Genomic DNA, 16281 nt, shown 5'->3' with positions numbered 1-16281 from the left:
AAATTTACACGTATAATACTAGAGCTATGAATACTAAACTCACTTTAAAGCTCAATCAGGAAGTAATTGAAAGAGCAAAAAAATACGCTTCCGATCAAAAACTCAGTTTATCTAAAATTGTGGAAGCTTATCTACAATCGCTCACAAGTGAAAAAAATACCGAGGTTTTGGAAATTTCTCCTTTTGTAAAAAGTATTTCGACCGGAAAAAAACTCCCGACCGACTTAGACTATAAAAAGGAATATACTGATCACTTATTGGAAAAATATAAATGAGCAGGAGAGTTTTTATAGACACCAACATAGTTCTTGATCTACTGGGAGAAAGAGATCCTTTTTATCAATCTGCAGCGCAACTTGCAACTTTGGCAGATAAAGGAAATATACTTTTAATAGTTTCTCCTATATCGTTTGCCACTGTGAATTACTTTTTATCCAAATTTGAATCTCCAAAAATTGCAAAAGAAAAACTAAGAAAGCTCAAGATTCTATGTAAAATTTCTCTAATCGATGAAGAAATAATCGAAAAAGGACTCAATTCAGGCTTTAAATATTTTGAAGACTCTCTTCAGTATTTCAGTGCCTTAGCTTCAAAATGTGAAATTATAATTACCAGAAACGGAAAAGATTTTCAGAAATCTTCACTGCCGGTAATGACTGCTAGCGAGTTCCTAAATAGTTTCCAAAGTAATAGGCAAGCTTAATAATGATTGATGCCTGAAATCCCTATTCCTGATACTTCGCTTTCTTCGATCCCTGATAGATCTGGTATTTCAGCAATTTAGATTCCAGGGCGCCGTTGTAAAGTTTTATTTTTCTGGATGGCCTTAAGCCAACGTGTTTTATAGCTTCAAGGTTAGATGTGATAAACCAGGCATCGGTTCCCGGGTAGGCCTGCTTTAGCGTGTCTCCAATGGATTTATAGAATTTTGGCATATCAATTTCCAAACGTTCCCCGTAAGGCGGATTGAATAACATATGTAGATGCCGCTCCCCTTCTTTTTCAGACTCAAAGAAATCCTGTCTTTTTACTTTAATAAATTCAGTAAGATTGGCATTTTCAATATTATCTATGGCCTTATGTACCGCCGAAGGGGCAGTATCATAACCTTGAATGGTAAAATGAAATTCCCTTACTTTCTTTAGCACAGAAGCTTCTATTTTTTCGAATAGATCTTCGTCCCAATCTTTCCAACGTTCAAAAGCAAACTCTTTTCGGTTTAAGTTTGGCGGAATATTGCAGGCAATCATTGCGGCTTCAATTAAAATGGTACCACTCCCACACATAGGATCAAGAAAATCGCACTGCCCGTCCCAACCAGAAAGCAATAACATTCCCGCTGCCAAAACTTCGTTTATCGGTGCGATATTGGTCGCGGTCTTATAACCGCGTTTGTGTAAAGACTGCCCCGAAGAATCGAAAGAAACATTGCAAAAATTCTTTTCAATATGGATATTAACCCGTAAAGTTGGAAAATCAAGATCTACATTTGGCCTTTTATCAAATTTATCCCGAAACCGGTCCACAATTGCATCTTTGGTTTTAAGGGATATATATTGGGAGTGCGTGAATGTATCTGAATGTACCGTTGCATCAATGGCCAGGGTATCGTCCACATCCATAAAGTTTTCCCAGGGTAAATCGTAGATTTGTTTGTAAAGATCTTCTTCAGAAAATATTTTAAAACTCTGGTAGGGTTTCAGGATTTTAATGGCGGTTCTTAAACAAAGATTGGCCTTATACATAAAGCCGGTATCGCCCACAAAACTAACGTTCCTGGTTCCTTCTTTTACATCCATAGCGCCAAGTGCCATTAATTCTTTAGCCAAAACTGGCTCAAAACCATACATGGTCTTGGCGATCATTTTAAAATTATTTTCCATATCGGTTTTTTACAGTCCACAAAAATAGGGTAATTTTGCTGAATATTGGTATTGCCGGCTGGGGATGCTGAAATATTACCGATGCTTTTACGACTTAGGTTTTTAACTCATTAAATGAGAATTGAACTAAATCGTAACCAGTGTCGCTTTTATATTTTTGAATACCGATAAGCTTCGGGAAAGGCCTTGGGAGATTATCCTAAGGAAGTTTAATTGTTTTTGACTATAATTAATGATCTATATTTTACCCCTAATTTCTGTAATTGCCGGTTACCTTATCGCTATTTTCTTAAAACCCTCCTCTTCTACCGGTTTTCAATTACTGCTTAGTTTTAGTGGTGCTTACCTCCTGGCGGTCACCATTTTTGAACTGCTACCCGAGGTTTACATAAACGGAAACAGTGAAGTCGGTATTTTTATCATGCTGGGATTATTGCTGCAAATTATCCTTGAATTTGTTTCAAAAGGGGTTGAACACGGGCATTTACATCAACAGGAAGGGATGAATAAATTCCCGATTCTATTATTGATAAGTTTAAGCATTCACGCATTTTTGGAAGGTTTCCCGATGGATGAAGGCGATCATATTTTACACGGAGTCGTGATCCATAAAATTCCGGTAGCGACCATACTTTCGGTATTTCTAATTCATTCTAATTTAAGTAAAATTAAAGTTGGTTTATTCCTTACTATTTTCGCTTTAATGACGCCTTTGGGAAGTTTCTTTAAGTCCCAATTTAGTTTGCTTCAGGAGCTTTCAATTTACATCAATGCCCTGGTGATTGGGATCTTTCTGCATGTATCTACCACAATTTTATTCGAAGCTTCAAAAAATCATAAATTCAACATTTCCAAGCTGGCGGTAATTGTCGGCGGAATCTTGCTGGCTTATTTTATCTAAAATGTTCAGCAAAGCCGAAAGCAAAAAATTAAGACAGCAGTTCTGGACGAGTTTTGGAATAGTTTTCCGCAGAAAATGGATGCTCTACAACACCGGGATAAAAGAGCTTCAGTTAAAATTCACGTTTAACCGAAAGTTTGCCCAGGTTTCTATAGATGTGTTAGATGAAGATCCGCTAATTCGAGCTTATTATTTTGAAAAGCTGCTTTCAATGAAAAAAATCCTGACTTCTGAATATTTAGCTGAAACCACATTTGAGGAAGAATATGAACTTCCGGAAGGAAAAATAATTTCCCGGGTTTATGTTCAGCTAGATAATGTAAGTATCCACAACCGTAACCAATGGCCGGAAGCGATGAAATTCCTGAATGATGCTATGGACCAAATGGAAGCTTTCTTTATGGAGTACAAAGATCTTTTTAGGTAATCTTTCAACGGACTCCTAATTATTCACATTGTTCATTTTTTCCATTGATGAAAAAACGAACCAAAAAAATCCAGGCTTACGAAATTTATCTAAATTTATTGTTAGCCACCTATATAAAAACATGAACAAAAAATCGAAAATTATCCGAACCTGGAAAGGCTGGACAACATTAGAAGATGCTTCTGCTTATGAAGACCTGTTAGTTAATGAGGTATTCCCGACCATAAAAAAGAATGGCGTTAACGGATTGGAAAAAGTTAGTATTTCTATAAAAAACAAAATGGATGAAGTAGAATACTTTCTAATTCTTCAATTTGATTCTATGGATTCTGTAAAGGTCTTTGCAGGGGAAAATTATGAACAAGCCTATATTCCCGAAAACGCAAAGCGAATTTTAAAAAGATATGATGAGACAGCCGAGCATTATGAATTAAAAAATGAATTAATACTATAAATTGAAATTAAAACTTTTGCAACACCCGGCTAAATGCGAACTAAATTGCTAAAATAAAAGTAAAAATTGGAAGCACATTACGACAATTGTTATGTTGCAAGGCAAGTACCGGTATGGCTTTGGTTAGTTATTTTTACTTCCTGTACTGCTCCTGCTATTGCCCAAACAGATTCTACAGCAGCAGAAGTAAATACAACTAAGCAGAAACCGCTTTTCTCGATTGGGCTGGGCGTGCAGCATGGTTTCATTTTCGCCCATTCTGAAGATGTGCAAAATACCAGCGGGGCACAACCAACCGGCATAGAAACCATACTTAGCTGGCAGCGCAACGATTCTGCCAGCTTTTCCCTCTGCCTTTGCTATCCCCGTCAGGGTGTGATGCTGGCATATTACGATTACGATGTTGGTTTACTGGGCAAAAGTGGAACCGCAGCTTATTTTCTGGAACCCACATACCGGATTAGCAAGGGTGTGCTTTTCTCCTTTAAAGGCGCAGCAGGACTTTCGTACCTAAGTAACCCTTACGACAGCATCGGCAACCCCGGCAACCAGTCATATAGTACCCATATGAGCGCCTATTTGCTGGTTGGTGTCGGCGCCTGGGTGCAGCTAGCGGAACGGTGGTGGCTAAACCCCAGCTTAAATTATCAGCACATTTCAAATGGGGGCACGCGCCAACCCAACAAAGGCATAAACTGGCCCACTGCAGGACTTGCGGTGAGTTACCAGCCTAACTCCCGCCCCTGGTACACCGGCAAACGAACTACTGAAAAATACTGGAGAAATTATTCTACCCGTTACGATTTCTCTTTACTGGGCACTATGCGCCGCGGTTACAACGAATCCGGGGAGCGTAAAAAGTATCCGCTGGGCGGGCTCGCTTTGCAGGCAGGAAGGCAGGTGGGTAGACTGAGTATGCTCACTTTGGGAGCCGAAGCCTACTACGATGAGGAGCTGCAAAACAAACTTAGCAGAGATCGCTTTAATGCCAGTCCGGTGAAAGCGGGGCTAATGCTGGGGCATGAGTTTTTGTTGGGTCGGTTTCAGTTTAGTCAGCGTCTGGGCGTATATGTGTTTGACCAAACGCCTTACTACGACCGTATCTTCCACCGCTGGGGTTTGCAATACCGCATAAACCGGCATCTCAGCGCAGGTTTTAATTTGCTGGCTCACCGACACATAGCAGAGTTTATAGACTTCCGGTTGGTCTATACTTTTCAGAAACGTATCAAGAAATGAGAAAAAAATAGTATTGCTGATGCATTGGAAAAATAGCACCCTTAGCATAAACAGAAATTCATTCTATACGGTAGCGCCAATAGAATTAAAAATGATAATTTTAAACAATCAAGCAGTTCTAATTAGGGAAGCTTAAATATACACGCCCGAATATTAAAGAATTAGAAATTAATGAAGCATGAATCAACTGGCACAAATCAATAGGATTTTATTATTTTTCTTGCTTATTATCGTCTTTCTGTATTGGGGCGCTCCGTTTTTAATCCCCTTCTTATTTGGAATTTTATTCGCTTTCCTGATGGTTCCTCTCTGCAACCTCCTGGAAAAAATAAGGATAAATCGTACCATAGCCTCAATGTTAAGCACCCTGGTGGTATTTATTGTATTTGGAGGCACTCTGTTCCTGTTTATAACTCAGATCAATTTATTTGTATCGAATATGCCTTCAGCAGACGTGATAGAGTCTTTTATCATAAGTAGCCAAAATAAAATTGAAACCATAACTAATTTATCTCTGGACCAACAGTATGAAATCCTTAGGGGAAGGTCTGATCAAATCATTGAGAAAGTTGGGTCCTTTGTTTCTGGTTTTTTTGGAAATTTGTTCAGTACCGTTGTTAGTTTCTTTTTAATACTGATTTATGCATTTTTACTACTGTTATACAGGGAGAAAATATTTGATTTCCTTATGATGTATATTTCTGATAATCAAGAGGATTCAGTTAAGGAGACACTCCACAAGATCAGTAAGGTCGCATTTCACTATTTGTGGGGTCGGGCTCAAGTAATGATACTGTTAGGAATCATGTATTTCATCACTTTTATACTATTCGGCCTTCCCTATGCTTTACTATTTACCTTATTCGGTGCGGTCATTACCATAATTCCGTATTTTGGTCCCTTAATAAGCGGGTTGCTACCTATATTGTTTTCCTTTATATATTTCGACAGTCTGCAAAAGATTTTGTTTTTTTCCGCTCTGGTCATGGTTATTCAGCTAATTGAAAGTTACGTGCTCGAACCTCTTATTATAGGAAAGGAGGTTAAATTAAATCCAATGGTTGTAATTGTCGCCATAGTCATGGGGGGAATAATGTGGGGATTAGCTGGAATGATATTGTTTGTACCCATTTTTGCAATGATTAAAATCATTTCTCTTAACCATTCCGGACTCAAACCCATTGGGTTTTTATTGGGGCAAAGCGAAAAGGAAAAATTCGAAAAATAGAAAAACCAAGTGCCCCCTACCAGTGTTTCATTTCATTTAAATTGTACCGCAGCCGTAAAGTTTTGTTTTATGAATAAACCGGAACAACTAAGTTCACCTGAAACCTGTAAGGTGATCGTACCTACTGTTAATACTTGTTATTTTAATGCTGGCATGGATTGAGAAAGCAAATTTTTAAATAACTAATCAAAACCCTTATCTAAAAGCAAAAAACGTCTGTAAGAATTATAAAATAAATCTAATTCACCTATATTGACGGCTATCAAAAAGTAACAATTATGAAAGACAATAGAGTGCTAAATTATATTGAAGATGTAATAGAAAATACGCCAACTGACTGGTTGAAGCTAACAACGCATCGGCTGGATATTTATAATGAAAAACTGGCCAAAACTGAATTCTTAGAGCAGTTCGAAAACCTATATAAAATCAATAATTCTGAAACATCAGCACTCAGTGAATTACCCACCGCTTTCGATTATATTCGATTGGGACATCCATTATCTTCAGTACTGGAATGGGCAATTGCTAACTTAAATGATCTCAAACCAGATAACGTAATCAGTTTTTCATCAAGGACGATTCCCGTATTAGCGGTTCTCAGAAAAAATTTATTCGATAATAAGAATACCCAAATTATCTATACCGGTCAATTACCCAGGTATTTTGATACTGAAGTATTAAAGCATGTTTACGGATATAACTTTGAATTAAAACAGGTTGATAAAACCGAAGCCATTACCGAATTTGACGGTAGCAGCATTTTTATATCTGAACATGCTGAAATGGATAACATTGACCTCAATGAAAATATTGACTTTTTTATTAGTGTTCATGCCGATTTAGGGAGTATTTTATTGGTAAATGGCGAAGAAAATGAAAGTTACATTTCAGAAATTCAGCACGTGAGAAGAAGAGAAACTATTGCGATGACACCGGCCGATTCTTTTACTGCTCTAAAACAGCTAACAGGGAGGTCTTCTTCTGAGCACGGGAAAAGTAATGTTGAAACCAATAAAGCAAGTGTAGTAGATTCAATTAAGGCGATTACCGGTACAAATACAAAGCCGCTACTTGGTTCTTGTGGATTATCTGTTCAATATGCGATTATGATGGGGCTCATCGATGATGCACTCGAAAATCATAAAGGAAAGGCTATCAAAATTATTGTTCCTCCAAACTGTTATGGCGGCACAAACGATCAGGCCAGACGGGTAGCTAACTGCCTGGACAATGTTGAAGTCTTAGATTTACCGGTGGATGGCGATAATGATATGGTACAAAGTACTGATCTGGTTTTAGATCAGGTTGCTAAAGAAGATGCGGTTCCTTACATTATAGCTGAAATTCCAACAAACCCCAGGGTTGAAGTTCCAGATCTTGAAAAATTAAGAGATGCTTTAGGTAAAGTACGTAAAACTGCTACCGGTGAAACTGCTATTGATCCCGTATTTATTTTAGATCAAACCTTTTGTCCTAATGTTCAATTTTTAGCTGAAGATGGAATACTCTCAAATATCAGAACCATTTCATATGTTAGCGGATCAAAATTTCCAAGTGGCGGAAAATGTACTGCCGGTTACTGTGTAACCAATGAAAAGGCTGAGGCTCTGTTAGAAAAAATCGAAAAGCATTTGGTTCTTTGTGATAACGAGGCTACAGATTTTCAAGTTGAAATATTAGCAGAACAATTACCTTCAATGAATCAAAGAATTAAAGATGCCTATAAGAATACACGTGAATTTGTAAACTTTATCAGGGAGACTTTACCCGCGGCGAAAATCAATTTTGTTTCAGAAGAATTGGCTAAAGAAGGATTTACCCCATCTGTCTTTTCCCTAGATCTTCCTACGAAAGGGAATACAGATAAAGATAGAGAAGCATATAAACGAGCATTAAATCACAAACTAATCGATATGATGATCACTGAAATCCCTAACGAGAGTAAATATTGTGTGAGTTATGGGCAGTTAAAAGGATGTTATTGGACGATACCTGCAACATCTACTCAAGGCACGACTAAAGAAGACGACAAAGATTATATTGCCCGTGTATCAGTCTCTCCCGATTTGGATCTTGAACTTCATAAAAAAGTCTTTTTGGATTTTGTTGAGCAAATTTGATTGTTGAAGGCAATGTTTTAAAAAAATTTGAAGCACTAAACGTTATTAAATATGTCTTTAGCCAAAGCTTTTAAGCCAGTATTCAGAAAAATAAAAAGTTATATATTTTTATGGAAATTAAACACTCACTTATATTAATACTATTAATTCCATTTTTAACATACTCTCAGGAAGTAAAATTTCCATCTCCTTCAGAATATTTTACAGAGCCAGAATCTGAGGTATTGGTATTAGGCACAATTCATTTTAATTATCCGAATTTAGATGCTATTAAAACAAGTAAGGAAGATCAACTTGACGTTTTAAGCGAAAAAAAACAGCAAGAAATTACGGAGCTTATAAATTATATAAAAAAATTTCAACCTACCAAAATAGCAATAGAAGCGCGAAATAATTTTAAAGCAACTGAAAAGTTGAGAAGGTATAAAAAAGGCGACTATAGAAACGAAAGAAGTGAACGCTATCAATTAGGAATGAGGTTGGCAACTGAACTGAATTTAGACACCCTATATTCCATAGATACCGATCCAATGATAGCAGACCTGGCGAAAATAGATTCTACTTACATAGCAAAATTAGCCAGAGATTATGATTTTAAAAGCAATGATTCTCTGCATCAAATATCAACTGAATACTTTAAAGCCATTAATAAATTACCTGCAAAAATGAATTTGCTTGAATATTTTAAAAAGTTGAATTCCAGGGAACATCATCAATATGTACTCGGATCCTATTTGACCGGAGATTTTAAATTAGGTGAAGATCGGGGTGCAGATGTTCTTTCCGTTTGGTGGTATAATAGAAATTTAAGGCTTTTTAGAAAGCTACAAGAAATGAATACCGAGAATAACGATAGAGTATTGATTATTTTTGGGATTGATCACGCTGCAATTTTAAGACACCTTATAGAGTCTTCACCACAATTTAAATTTATAGAATTTAATAGTTTATGAATCAAAGATATATAGACTAGGCCAACTACAATATTTGGGCAAATAATAAATTAATCAATGATTTAAAGGAGTAAGACGACTAACTCTTATAGGCAAGGAATTAGTTGGAAGTTTCCCAACAATTCTTGCTGCGATTACACATATTTGGTTTGCCGAAACAGGCTGGCTTTATCGTTTGAATGGAAATGGATGGGAAACAGAAGGCGTTTCAAACCTTACCGGAACCACTAATGAATTATTTAAGAAATGGCAAATGACTTCTGGCAAAGCAAACTTTCAAAAGAAAGGCTTATTTCAGAAAATGATATAAAGAAACTGCCCAACTCCATAAAAACATGGCTTCGTCATTCTGGAGTTATTGGAAAACCATTTATTGATTTAGGCAAGGTAATACAGCAAACCGAAATGAAACTAAAACCTGGACAGAATGAATGGTATCCTGGAACAGCAATTCAATACTCCACTATAGATGTACCTGCGTTTATCTGGACTACAAATGTCGAAATGAATAGAATGATCAGCTTTCGGGGCAGGGATAAATTTGAAGACGCTAAGGGAGAAATGCTGATTAAAATAAATTCTTTGATCAATGTTGTGAATGAGAAAGGTGAGAAACTAAATGAAAGCACTATGCAACGATACTTAGGTGAGATGGTGTGGTTTCCTTCATTAGCATTAAGTCCATATATTACCTGGCAAGAATTAGATGATACTTCAGCTAGAGCCACTATGAACTATAAGGGTACTAAAGCAAGTGGAACCTTTTATTTTAATGCATACGGAGATTTTATAAAGTTTTCTGCTTTTCGCTATAAAGGCAATGAACCAGATGCCAAAAGACATAATTGGGTGCTACTGGTGAAAGAACATAAAACATTTGATGGTATAAAAGTACCGTCTAAAATGACTGCAACCTGGGAGCTTGAAAACAAGGATTGGACCTGGCTAAAATTGGAAATTATTGATATTAAATACAATGAGAATGCCAGCAATTAACTGAACTAAAAAAACCACTATTTTTCATTAAGTTATTTTTAAGAATTGTTTAGAGTTATTTAACAGAAATTTCTTCCTTTTTCCTGTATTTTCATTATAAATAATCTGCAAATTCTAAGAAATATTTAGTGAAATTTGAAAGCGGGAAATAATGTTGAGGAAACCTTCTAAAATAGATCATCTGGAAAAATATTATATCGCAAATTATACTGCTGCGATATACTATAAACATGGCATTTTAACTACTAAAAAGCAATTTTTAAAAAGGCTTTACAAATCTTTATACAATCATAAAAAAGCGCTGAAAGACGATTTAGACAGATATATTTTAGAAGTAAGGGATCAGGATTATCTGGACCGCTTACTTCTAAAATGTAAAAAAGAAGTGCTAGTAATGCAACGCAGATTAAGCACCACTTCTAATCTAAAATCAGGACGGGTATGCACAGAAATTGAAAATCGCTTCGTTAAACAGTTGCATCAAACATTTACGAAATTAACTGACGGAGATTTGAGAAATACCCTATTATCTCATAAACACAAATCGAAACCTTTACAGGAACAATTGGTATTGGTAAGTAAATACCTGATATAAAACTGTTTCTCCCAGGATTAAATCTCCAACCTATAGGTTTGCTGTGCGATTTCTAATTCCTCATTCGTAGGAACAACCAAAACCTGAACTTTTGAATCTTCAGCATTTATAGTTCTCAGTTCCTTCAGGCGTTGTTTGTTTTTTTCTTCGTTAAGTTTTATTCCGAAGAACTCCATATCCCTGCAAACCAAACTACGAATAACATCACTGTTTTCGCCAATTCCTGCTGTAAAAACAAGCGCGTCTACCCCATTCATTGCAGCAGTATAAGCCCCAATGTATTTTTTAATTCGGTAAGCATTCATCTCCAGCGCTAACTGGCATTGCTTATTTCCTTTTTCCGCCTGCTCCTCTATATCCCTTAGATCGCTATAACCGGTTAGGCCGTACATCCCACTTCTATTATGCAAAATATCACTAACTTCCTGGGCCGAATATCCTAATTGTTCAATTAAATAAAAAATAACCGACTGGTCTATATCGCCACTCCTGGTTCCCATAATAAGTCCGTTAATCGGGCCAAAACCAAGGGAATGGTCTACGCTTTTACCATCTTTAACAGCCGTAATACTACAACCGTTTCCTAAGTGAATACTTATAATTTTCGAATTTTCTTTCTGCAGATGTTCAATTGCCTTTTCGGTCACATATTTATGGCTGGTGCCGTGAAATCCATATAACTGAATGTGATGTTTTTCAAAAAATTCCGTTGGAATTGCATACTGTGCTGCCTTTTCCGGAATACTTCTGTGAAACGCCGTATCAAAAACTGCTACCTGTGTTGCCTTTGGAAAAAGTTCTTCCGCAACCTCAATACCTTTTAAATTAGGAGGATTGTGCAATGGTGCCAGGGAAAAATATTCTTTAATTTTAGCTTTCACCTTTTCATCTATAACTATTGTTTTCGTGAACTTATCCCCTCCGTGCACTACCCTGTGGCCAATAGAAGCTATTTCTTCCGCATTCTTGATAACACCCTTTTTAGGATGCATTAAAAGGTCGGTAATCGCTTTCAATGCTATTGCGTGATCTTTTGCTGAAAGTTCTTCGGAAATTGACTCGTTATCTGTTTTATAATGAAGTTTTGCCCCTTCCAGTCCAATACGTTCTACCATTCCTGAAGCTAAAACTTCTTCTGAAGGCATTTGTATTAATTGAAATTTTAAAGACGAACTTCCTGAATTTATAATTAAAATATTCTTCATCTGAATTAAATTCCTTGTGCCTGTATGGCGGTTAAAATTACGGTGTTATATACATCGGCAACGGTACAGCCACGGCTCAGGTCGTTTACCGGCTTGTTTAAGCCCTGAAGCATCGGTCCTATAGCTAAAGCCCCGGTTTCACGTTGCACTGCTTTATAGGTATTGTTCCCGGTATTTAAATCGGGAAAAATTAAGACATTGGCCTGGCCTGCTACTTCAGAATCGGGTAGCTTACTTTTTCCTACACTAATATCTACTGCGGCGTCATATTGAATTGGACCTTCAATTTTAAGATCCGGTCTGCGTTTTTTTACTAATTCAGTAGCCTCACGCACTCTATCAACATCTTCCCCTTTTCCTGAAGTTCCCGACGAGTAAGAAAGCATGGCAATCTTGGGCTCAATGCCGAATGCTGAAGCACTTTCAGCAGAAGAAATGGTAATTTCAGCCAATTCTTCGGCTGTAGGATTGGGATTGATCGCGCAATCTCCAAATACTGAAACTCTATCTTCTAAACACATAAAGAATACTGAAGAAACCACCGAAACATTCGGTTTAGTTTTAATAAACTGTAGGGCCGGTAAAATGGTATGTTGCGTGGTATGCGCTGCACCCGATACCATACCGTCTGCGTGACCTTTATAAATCATCATCGTTCCGTAGTAAGAAACATCGCTCATACGATCTTTGGCCATATCCATATTCACGCCTTTATGCTTTCTCAATTCATAAAAAGTTTCAGCATAATCCTGAAAGTTTGGTGAGTTTATGGGATCTATAATATTCACTTTTGAAAAATCAAGGTCCAGGGCAATTTTAGCTACGGTTTTCTGAATCGTATCTAAATTCCCCAGCAAAGTCAGCTCCACCAGATCCATATCTATAAGACGTTTTGCTGCGGAAAGGATACGCTCATCAGTTCCTTCCGGTAATACGATATGCTTTTTACTTTGCCTGGCGCGTTTTACCAAATCATATTGGAACATTCTGGGAGTCCTACCCTGGGGTTTATAGTTCGTCAGTTTTTCTACCAGCGGATCGAAAGACACATAGCGTTCAAAAATACTGATGGTAGTTTGTATTTTTTGAATACTATCGGCATAAATATTAGACTTTATCGCGCCAACTTTATTGGTTACAGCAAAGGTGCCTTCCTGAACCGAAATCATAGGAACGATATCAGATAAACCTTCAATCAACTTTAAAATTGATTCCTCCGGGGTTAAGCCCCCGGTTAGAATAATCCCTGAAATCCTTGGATAATTGCTTGAAATATTAGCCTGCAGTGCACCTAAAATAATATCGGCACGATCCCCGGGAGTAATTACTAAACTTTCATTTTTCAGGGTGGTTAGATAATTACGAAGCTGCATTGCTCCCACCCCAAAATTTCCGGTTTGATTATCCAGAAAATCGTGGCCGAACAAAACTTTTCCGTCAAGTGCCTTTACTATTTCTTTTAAGGTAGGGTTGTTAAGTGTATCGATTAACGGAATCGCAAATACACCAACTTCTTCCGGTAAGAAACCTCGCATATTCTTTTTGGCCGGTTCAAGGTTATCTTCCTGAATTTTATTGCTTACCATAGCAATGACCTTGACATCTTTATCTTTAAAAGCGCGATAAGCCATTTGCTGGTTCCCCAATAATTCTTCCCAACTCTTATACTGACCGCTAACCACGATTATCACCGGAATACCCAGGTTTTTGGCAATCACCACATTTACATCAAACTCAAAAACACTGCCTTCACCGGAAAAATCACTGCCTTCTACCAGGATAAAATCAAATTCCTCCTCCAGTTTTTTATACTTGGTAATTATGGTATCTATAATCTCCCCGGATTTTCCCTCGTTCCTTTTCTGAATTACTTCACTACGAGTAAATGCAAAAGTATCTTCATAGGGAATTTTCAAGTTAAAATAACTTAAAATTGTGTCTATATGATTATCTCTTTCACCTTCAGAAGTATCGTTTATAATTGGCCTGAAATATCCCACTTTAACCATTTTACCGAGCAGGGTTCGCATAAGCCCCAGGCTAATCATAGATTTTCCACTGTGGGATTCAAGGGTGGCGATATAAATTCCTTTGTTCATAGTATATAAATTGTTGGGCAAAAATAAAGTTAATAAAAGAAAACAGCTTTTAAGTTTTTCCTAAAAGATATTAAACCTGATATGAATCACCTTTTAAAAGAAGTAAACTACCTCGGGGCTAGCCCATGAATCATTATTGGAAAATATAATTTGATTTCGAGGCAAGCCTCTAAGCATTTAAATCTCGATTATCGAGTAAACAACCCGGAAAAGGCTTGGAATTCTTCAGGGATCTAAGATTACCTGAATTTGTACCATGAACTAAAGAAATTTCAGGTGACGATTAGAAACAAAAAAACCACCCGAAGGTGGTTTAAATAATCTTTATTTTTTGATGGCTTATAAAGCAAGTAATCCCACTAAAATAACTTCCAGACTTACTTCTGAATTGGCATCTACAGAAAAGCCTAAAAGATCAATTTCAGAAGCAGAAGTAGCTTCTATTTTACCAGCAAATTCAAGCTTACCATCTGCATCCTCATCTTTAAAGGATACGAAATGTAGTTCGTAGTCTCCTTCTTCTACGAAATGAATTTCAAAATCACCTGTAGATTGATTTACTTTAGTACTTCCTGTAGCGTTGGCAAACAGTACTCCTTCAGCATTAGCAGCCGTTTCTGATTCATTATAAGAACCTTCTTCATAAGCAAAAACCAGAACTGTTTCAGACTCTGTAGAACCAAAATCGCTCACTGTTCCTGTTATAGCTCCAGCTTCAAGGCTATTTACCGCCCTTATACTATGAGCCAATTCAGTATCACTTACAAACTGATACTCCCCTTCTGTATTAGATACAATAGCCTTTCGAAGGTCGAAATCCAGGACTATTTTGTTATCATCATTTTCCTGAATTTCCACCTGGTCTGTTATACTAATTTCATTTGAAGCCGTACCCAGGGCTTTTTTCTCTCCATTTGTGGTTAACACATAGTTAGCCGGTGCCTCTCCTGAAGCATCTGTTTCGTTATCAAACATCAAACTAATTTCAGAGGTAGTTCCGCTTTCAAGTTCCAGGTCCCCTAATAGTTCAGTTTGTCCGTTTTGTAAACTACTTATATTTACTGTAGTTTTTTCAAACCCTTCAATAGTTTCGCCGTTCACCTTTACCTCTGTAATAGTAATAAATACAGCATCGACTTCTGGATTATCACTAGGCGCATCTGTAAGATGTACTTCAGCATTGTAGGTTTGTGTCTGAGGTTCTCCAGTGTTTACGTCGTCATCATCCTCAGAACATGAGGCTACGAGCCCCATACATAAGATTAAAATACTAGTTTTAAATAAATACTTCAAATTCATAAGTGTCTAATTTTTGTTGTTTTACGCAACAGTTAGTAATTTATAGATTTAGTTTAGCGCATCCTGCGCAAGTAGTTGTTTACTATAGCGTCTATTTTTATGCTATGATAACGGAGCTGAAGCAGGACTATTATTCAAGAATTGTCATTTATCATAGGTTTAACAATTCTTAAGGGATCTTTAAAGCACAGTAAATTAAAATAATAAAACCAGGATGTTTGAGCGGTTCTGTAGTATTGTAATTAAAGCCATTTTTGTGACTAAAAATAGCTGAAGTGGTATTGTGAAATAGCCTTAGAATTAATGGTACTTTTATGAAGACATTAAGACTTAATAGAAATATTGGATAATACCCTAATTCTTTTTAAGAATAAAAGATTACATATTAAGAATATACATTTCCTTCCCTTTAAGGTATAAAAAAACCCTTCACCAAATAAATGATGAAGGGTTCAAAAGAAAGGCGGCGACATATTAAATGACCGCCTTTGAATGCAAGCGAAGGCGCAGCATAAAAAGCTGCGGGAATTAATCCCGAAAGCTTTAGCGACTCGGGACTCTCCTGGCCAAAATCTCTTTAAATAAAAAAAGCCCCTACATTGCTGTAGAGGCTTCAAAAGAAAGGCGGCGACATACTCTCCCACAAATAGCAGTACCATCTGCGCTAACGGGCTTAACTTCTCTGTTCGGAATGGGAAGAGGTGAGCCCCGTTGCCATAACCACCTTAAGTCTTTAGTATGCAGTGTTCAGGAATCAGTTGGCAGCTTGTGCCCTGATCCGTACTAAATGTCATACCTAATAACGTTGACATATTTTAAGAAACAAAAAATAAAGAAGAACTGCGGTAAGCATTCAAGTGCCCCCCTCCCTTGCGGGAC

The 16281-nt window shown here is 37.0% G+C and carries 15 protein-coding genes and 1 rRNA gene; 11 read left to right on the top strand and 5 right to left on the bottom strand.

Annotation, left to right across the window (positions count from 1 at the left end):
• Positions 1–26 precede the first annotated feature (26 nt).
• Both LB467_RS15090 and LB467_RS15085 read left to right on the top strand, forming a co-directional pair.
• Positions 27–275 (top strand): DUF6364 family protein, encoded by a 249-nt coding sequence (locus LB467_RS15090; protein WP_224474884.1) that lies wholly within the window; start codon positions 27–29, stop codon positions 273–275.
• Entirely contained in the window at positions 272–703 is a 432-nt protein-coding gene (locus LB467_RS15085; RefSeq protein WP_224474883.1) for a type II toxin-antitoxin system VapC family toxin, read from the top strand. The genes LB467_RS15090 and LB467_RS15085 overlap by 4 nt, the downstream gene beginning before the upstream one ends.
• A 22-nt stretch (positions 704–725) precedes the next feature.
• Here LB467_RS15085 and LB467_RS15080 read toward each other — a convergent pair whose 3' ends face one another.
• Positions 726–1883 (bottom strand): THUMP domain-containing class I SAM-dependent RNA methyltransferase, encoded by a 1158-nt coding sequence (locus LB467_RS15080; protein ID WP_224474882.1) that lies wholly within the window; start codon positions 1881–1883, stop codon positions 726–728.
• Positions 1884–2115: 232 nt separating this feature from the next.
• On the opposite strand from LB467_RS15080, the gene LB467_RS15075 reads away from it, so the two are divergent.
• The 9 genes from LB467_RS15075 to LB467_RS15035 all read left to right on the top strand — a co-directional run bounded on the left by LB467_RS15075 (position 2116) and on the right by LB467_RS15035 (position 10799).
• Positions 2116–2784, top strand: coding sequence for a ZIP family metal transporter (locus tag LB467_RS15075; protein WP_224474881.1), 669 nt, complete (start codon positions 2116–2118; stop codon positions 2782–2784).
• 1 nt (position 2785) lies between these two features.
• On the top strand, positions 2786–3211 hold the full coding sequence (locus LB467_RS15070; protein ID WP_224474880.1) for a DUF4268 domain-containing protein: 426 nt from the start codon (positions 2786–2788) through the stop codon (positions 3209–3211).
• 121 nt (positions 3212–3332) lie between these two features.
• Positions 3333–3665, top strand: coding sequence for an antibiotic biosynthesis monooxygenase (locus LB467_RS15065; RefSeq protein WP_224474879.1), 333 nt, complete (start codon positions 3333–3335; stop codon positions 3663–3665).
• 66 nt (positions 3666–3731) lie between these two features.
• The gene (locus tag LB467_RS15060; protein WP_224474878.1) at positions 3732–4904 is read left to right on the top strand and encodes an acyloxyacyl hydrolase; all 1173 of its coding nucleotides are present in this window, start codon (positions 3732–3734) and stop codon (positions 4902–4904) included.
• A 178-nt stretch (positions 4905–5082) separates the two neighbouring features.
• The gene (locus LB467_RS15055; protein ID WP_224474877.1) at positions 5083–6132 is read left to right on the top strand and encodes an AI-2E family transporter; all 1050 of its coding nucleotides are present in this window, start codon (positions 5083–5085) and stop codon (positions 6130–6132) included.
• Between the two features lie 278 nt (positions 6133–6410).
• The gene (locus LB467_RS15050) at positions 6411–8255 is read left to right on the top strand and encodes a PLP-dependent aminotransferase family protein (RefSeq protein ID WP_224474876.1); all 1845 of its coding nucleotides are present in this window, start codon (positions 6411–6413) and stop codon (positions 8253–8255) included.
• A 110-nt stretch (positions 8256–8365) separates the two neighbouring features.
• The gene (locus LB467_RS15045; RefSeq protein WP_224474875.1) at positions 8366–9208 is read left to right on the top strand and encodes a DUF5694 domain-containing protein; all 843 of its coding nucleotides are present in this window, start codon (positions 8366–8368) and stop codon (positions 9206–9208) included.
• Positions 9209–9454: 246 nt separating this feature from the next.
• Complete coding sequence (locus LB467_RS15040) at positions 9455–10204, top strand: DUF6544 family protein (RefSeq protein ID WP_224474874.1); 750 nt, start codon at positions 9455–9457, stop codon at positions 10202–10204.
• A gap of 151 nt (positions 10205–10355) precedes the next feature.
• Complete coding sequence (locus LB467_RS15035; RefSeq protein ID WP_224474873.1) at positions 10356–10799, top strand: hypothetical protein; 444 nt, start codon at positions 10356–10358, stop codon at positions 10797–10799.
• Positions 10800–10816: 17 nt separating this feature from the next.
• Here the strand turns inward: LB467_RS15035 and LB467_RS15030 are convergent, their stop codons facing one another.
• The 4 genes from LB467_RS15030 to rrf form a co-directional block, all read right to left on the bottom strand.
• A complete protein-coding gene (locus LB467_RS15030) occupies positions 10817–12004 on the bottom strand; it encodes an acetate/propionate family kinase (protein ID WP_224474872.1) in 1188 nt (395 codons plus the stop codon).
• Between the two features lie 5 nt (positions 12005–12009).
• Positions 12010–14103 (bottom strand): phosphate acetyltransferase, encoded by a 2094-nt coding sequence (gene pta / locus LB467_RS15025; protein WP_224474871.1) that lies wholly within the window; start codon positions 14101–14103, stop codon positions 12010–12012.
• Between the two features lie 339 nt (positions 14104–14442).
• On the bottom strand, positions 14443–15402 hold the full coding sequence (locus LB467_RS15020; RefSeq protein ID WP_224474870.1) for a DUF4382 domain-containing protein: 960 nt from the start codon (positions 15400–15402) through the stop codon (positions 14443–14445).
• A gap of 619 nt (positions 15403–16021) precedes the next feature.
• Positions 16022–16130, bottom strand: a 5S ribosomal RNA gene (gene rrf / locus LB467_RS15015).
• Positions 16131–16281 lie beyond the last annotated feature (151 nt).

It is taken from the genome of Salegentibacter tibetensis (assembly GCF_020164485.1).
GTDB lineage: Bacteria > Bacteroidota > Bacteroidia > Flavobacteriales > Flavobacteriaceae > Salegentibacter > Salegentibacter tibetensis.
This window is presented reverse-complemented; position numbering and strand designations above follow the sequence as displayed.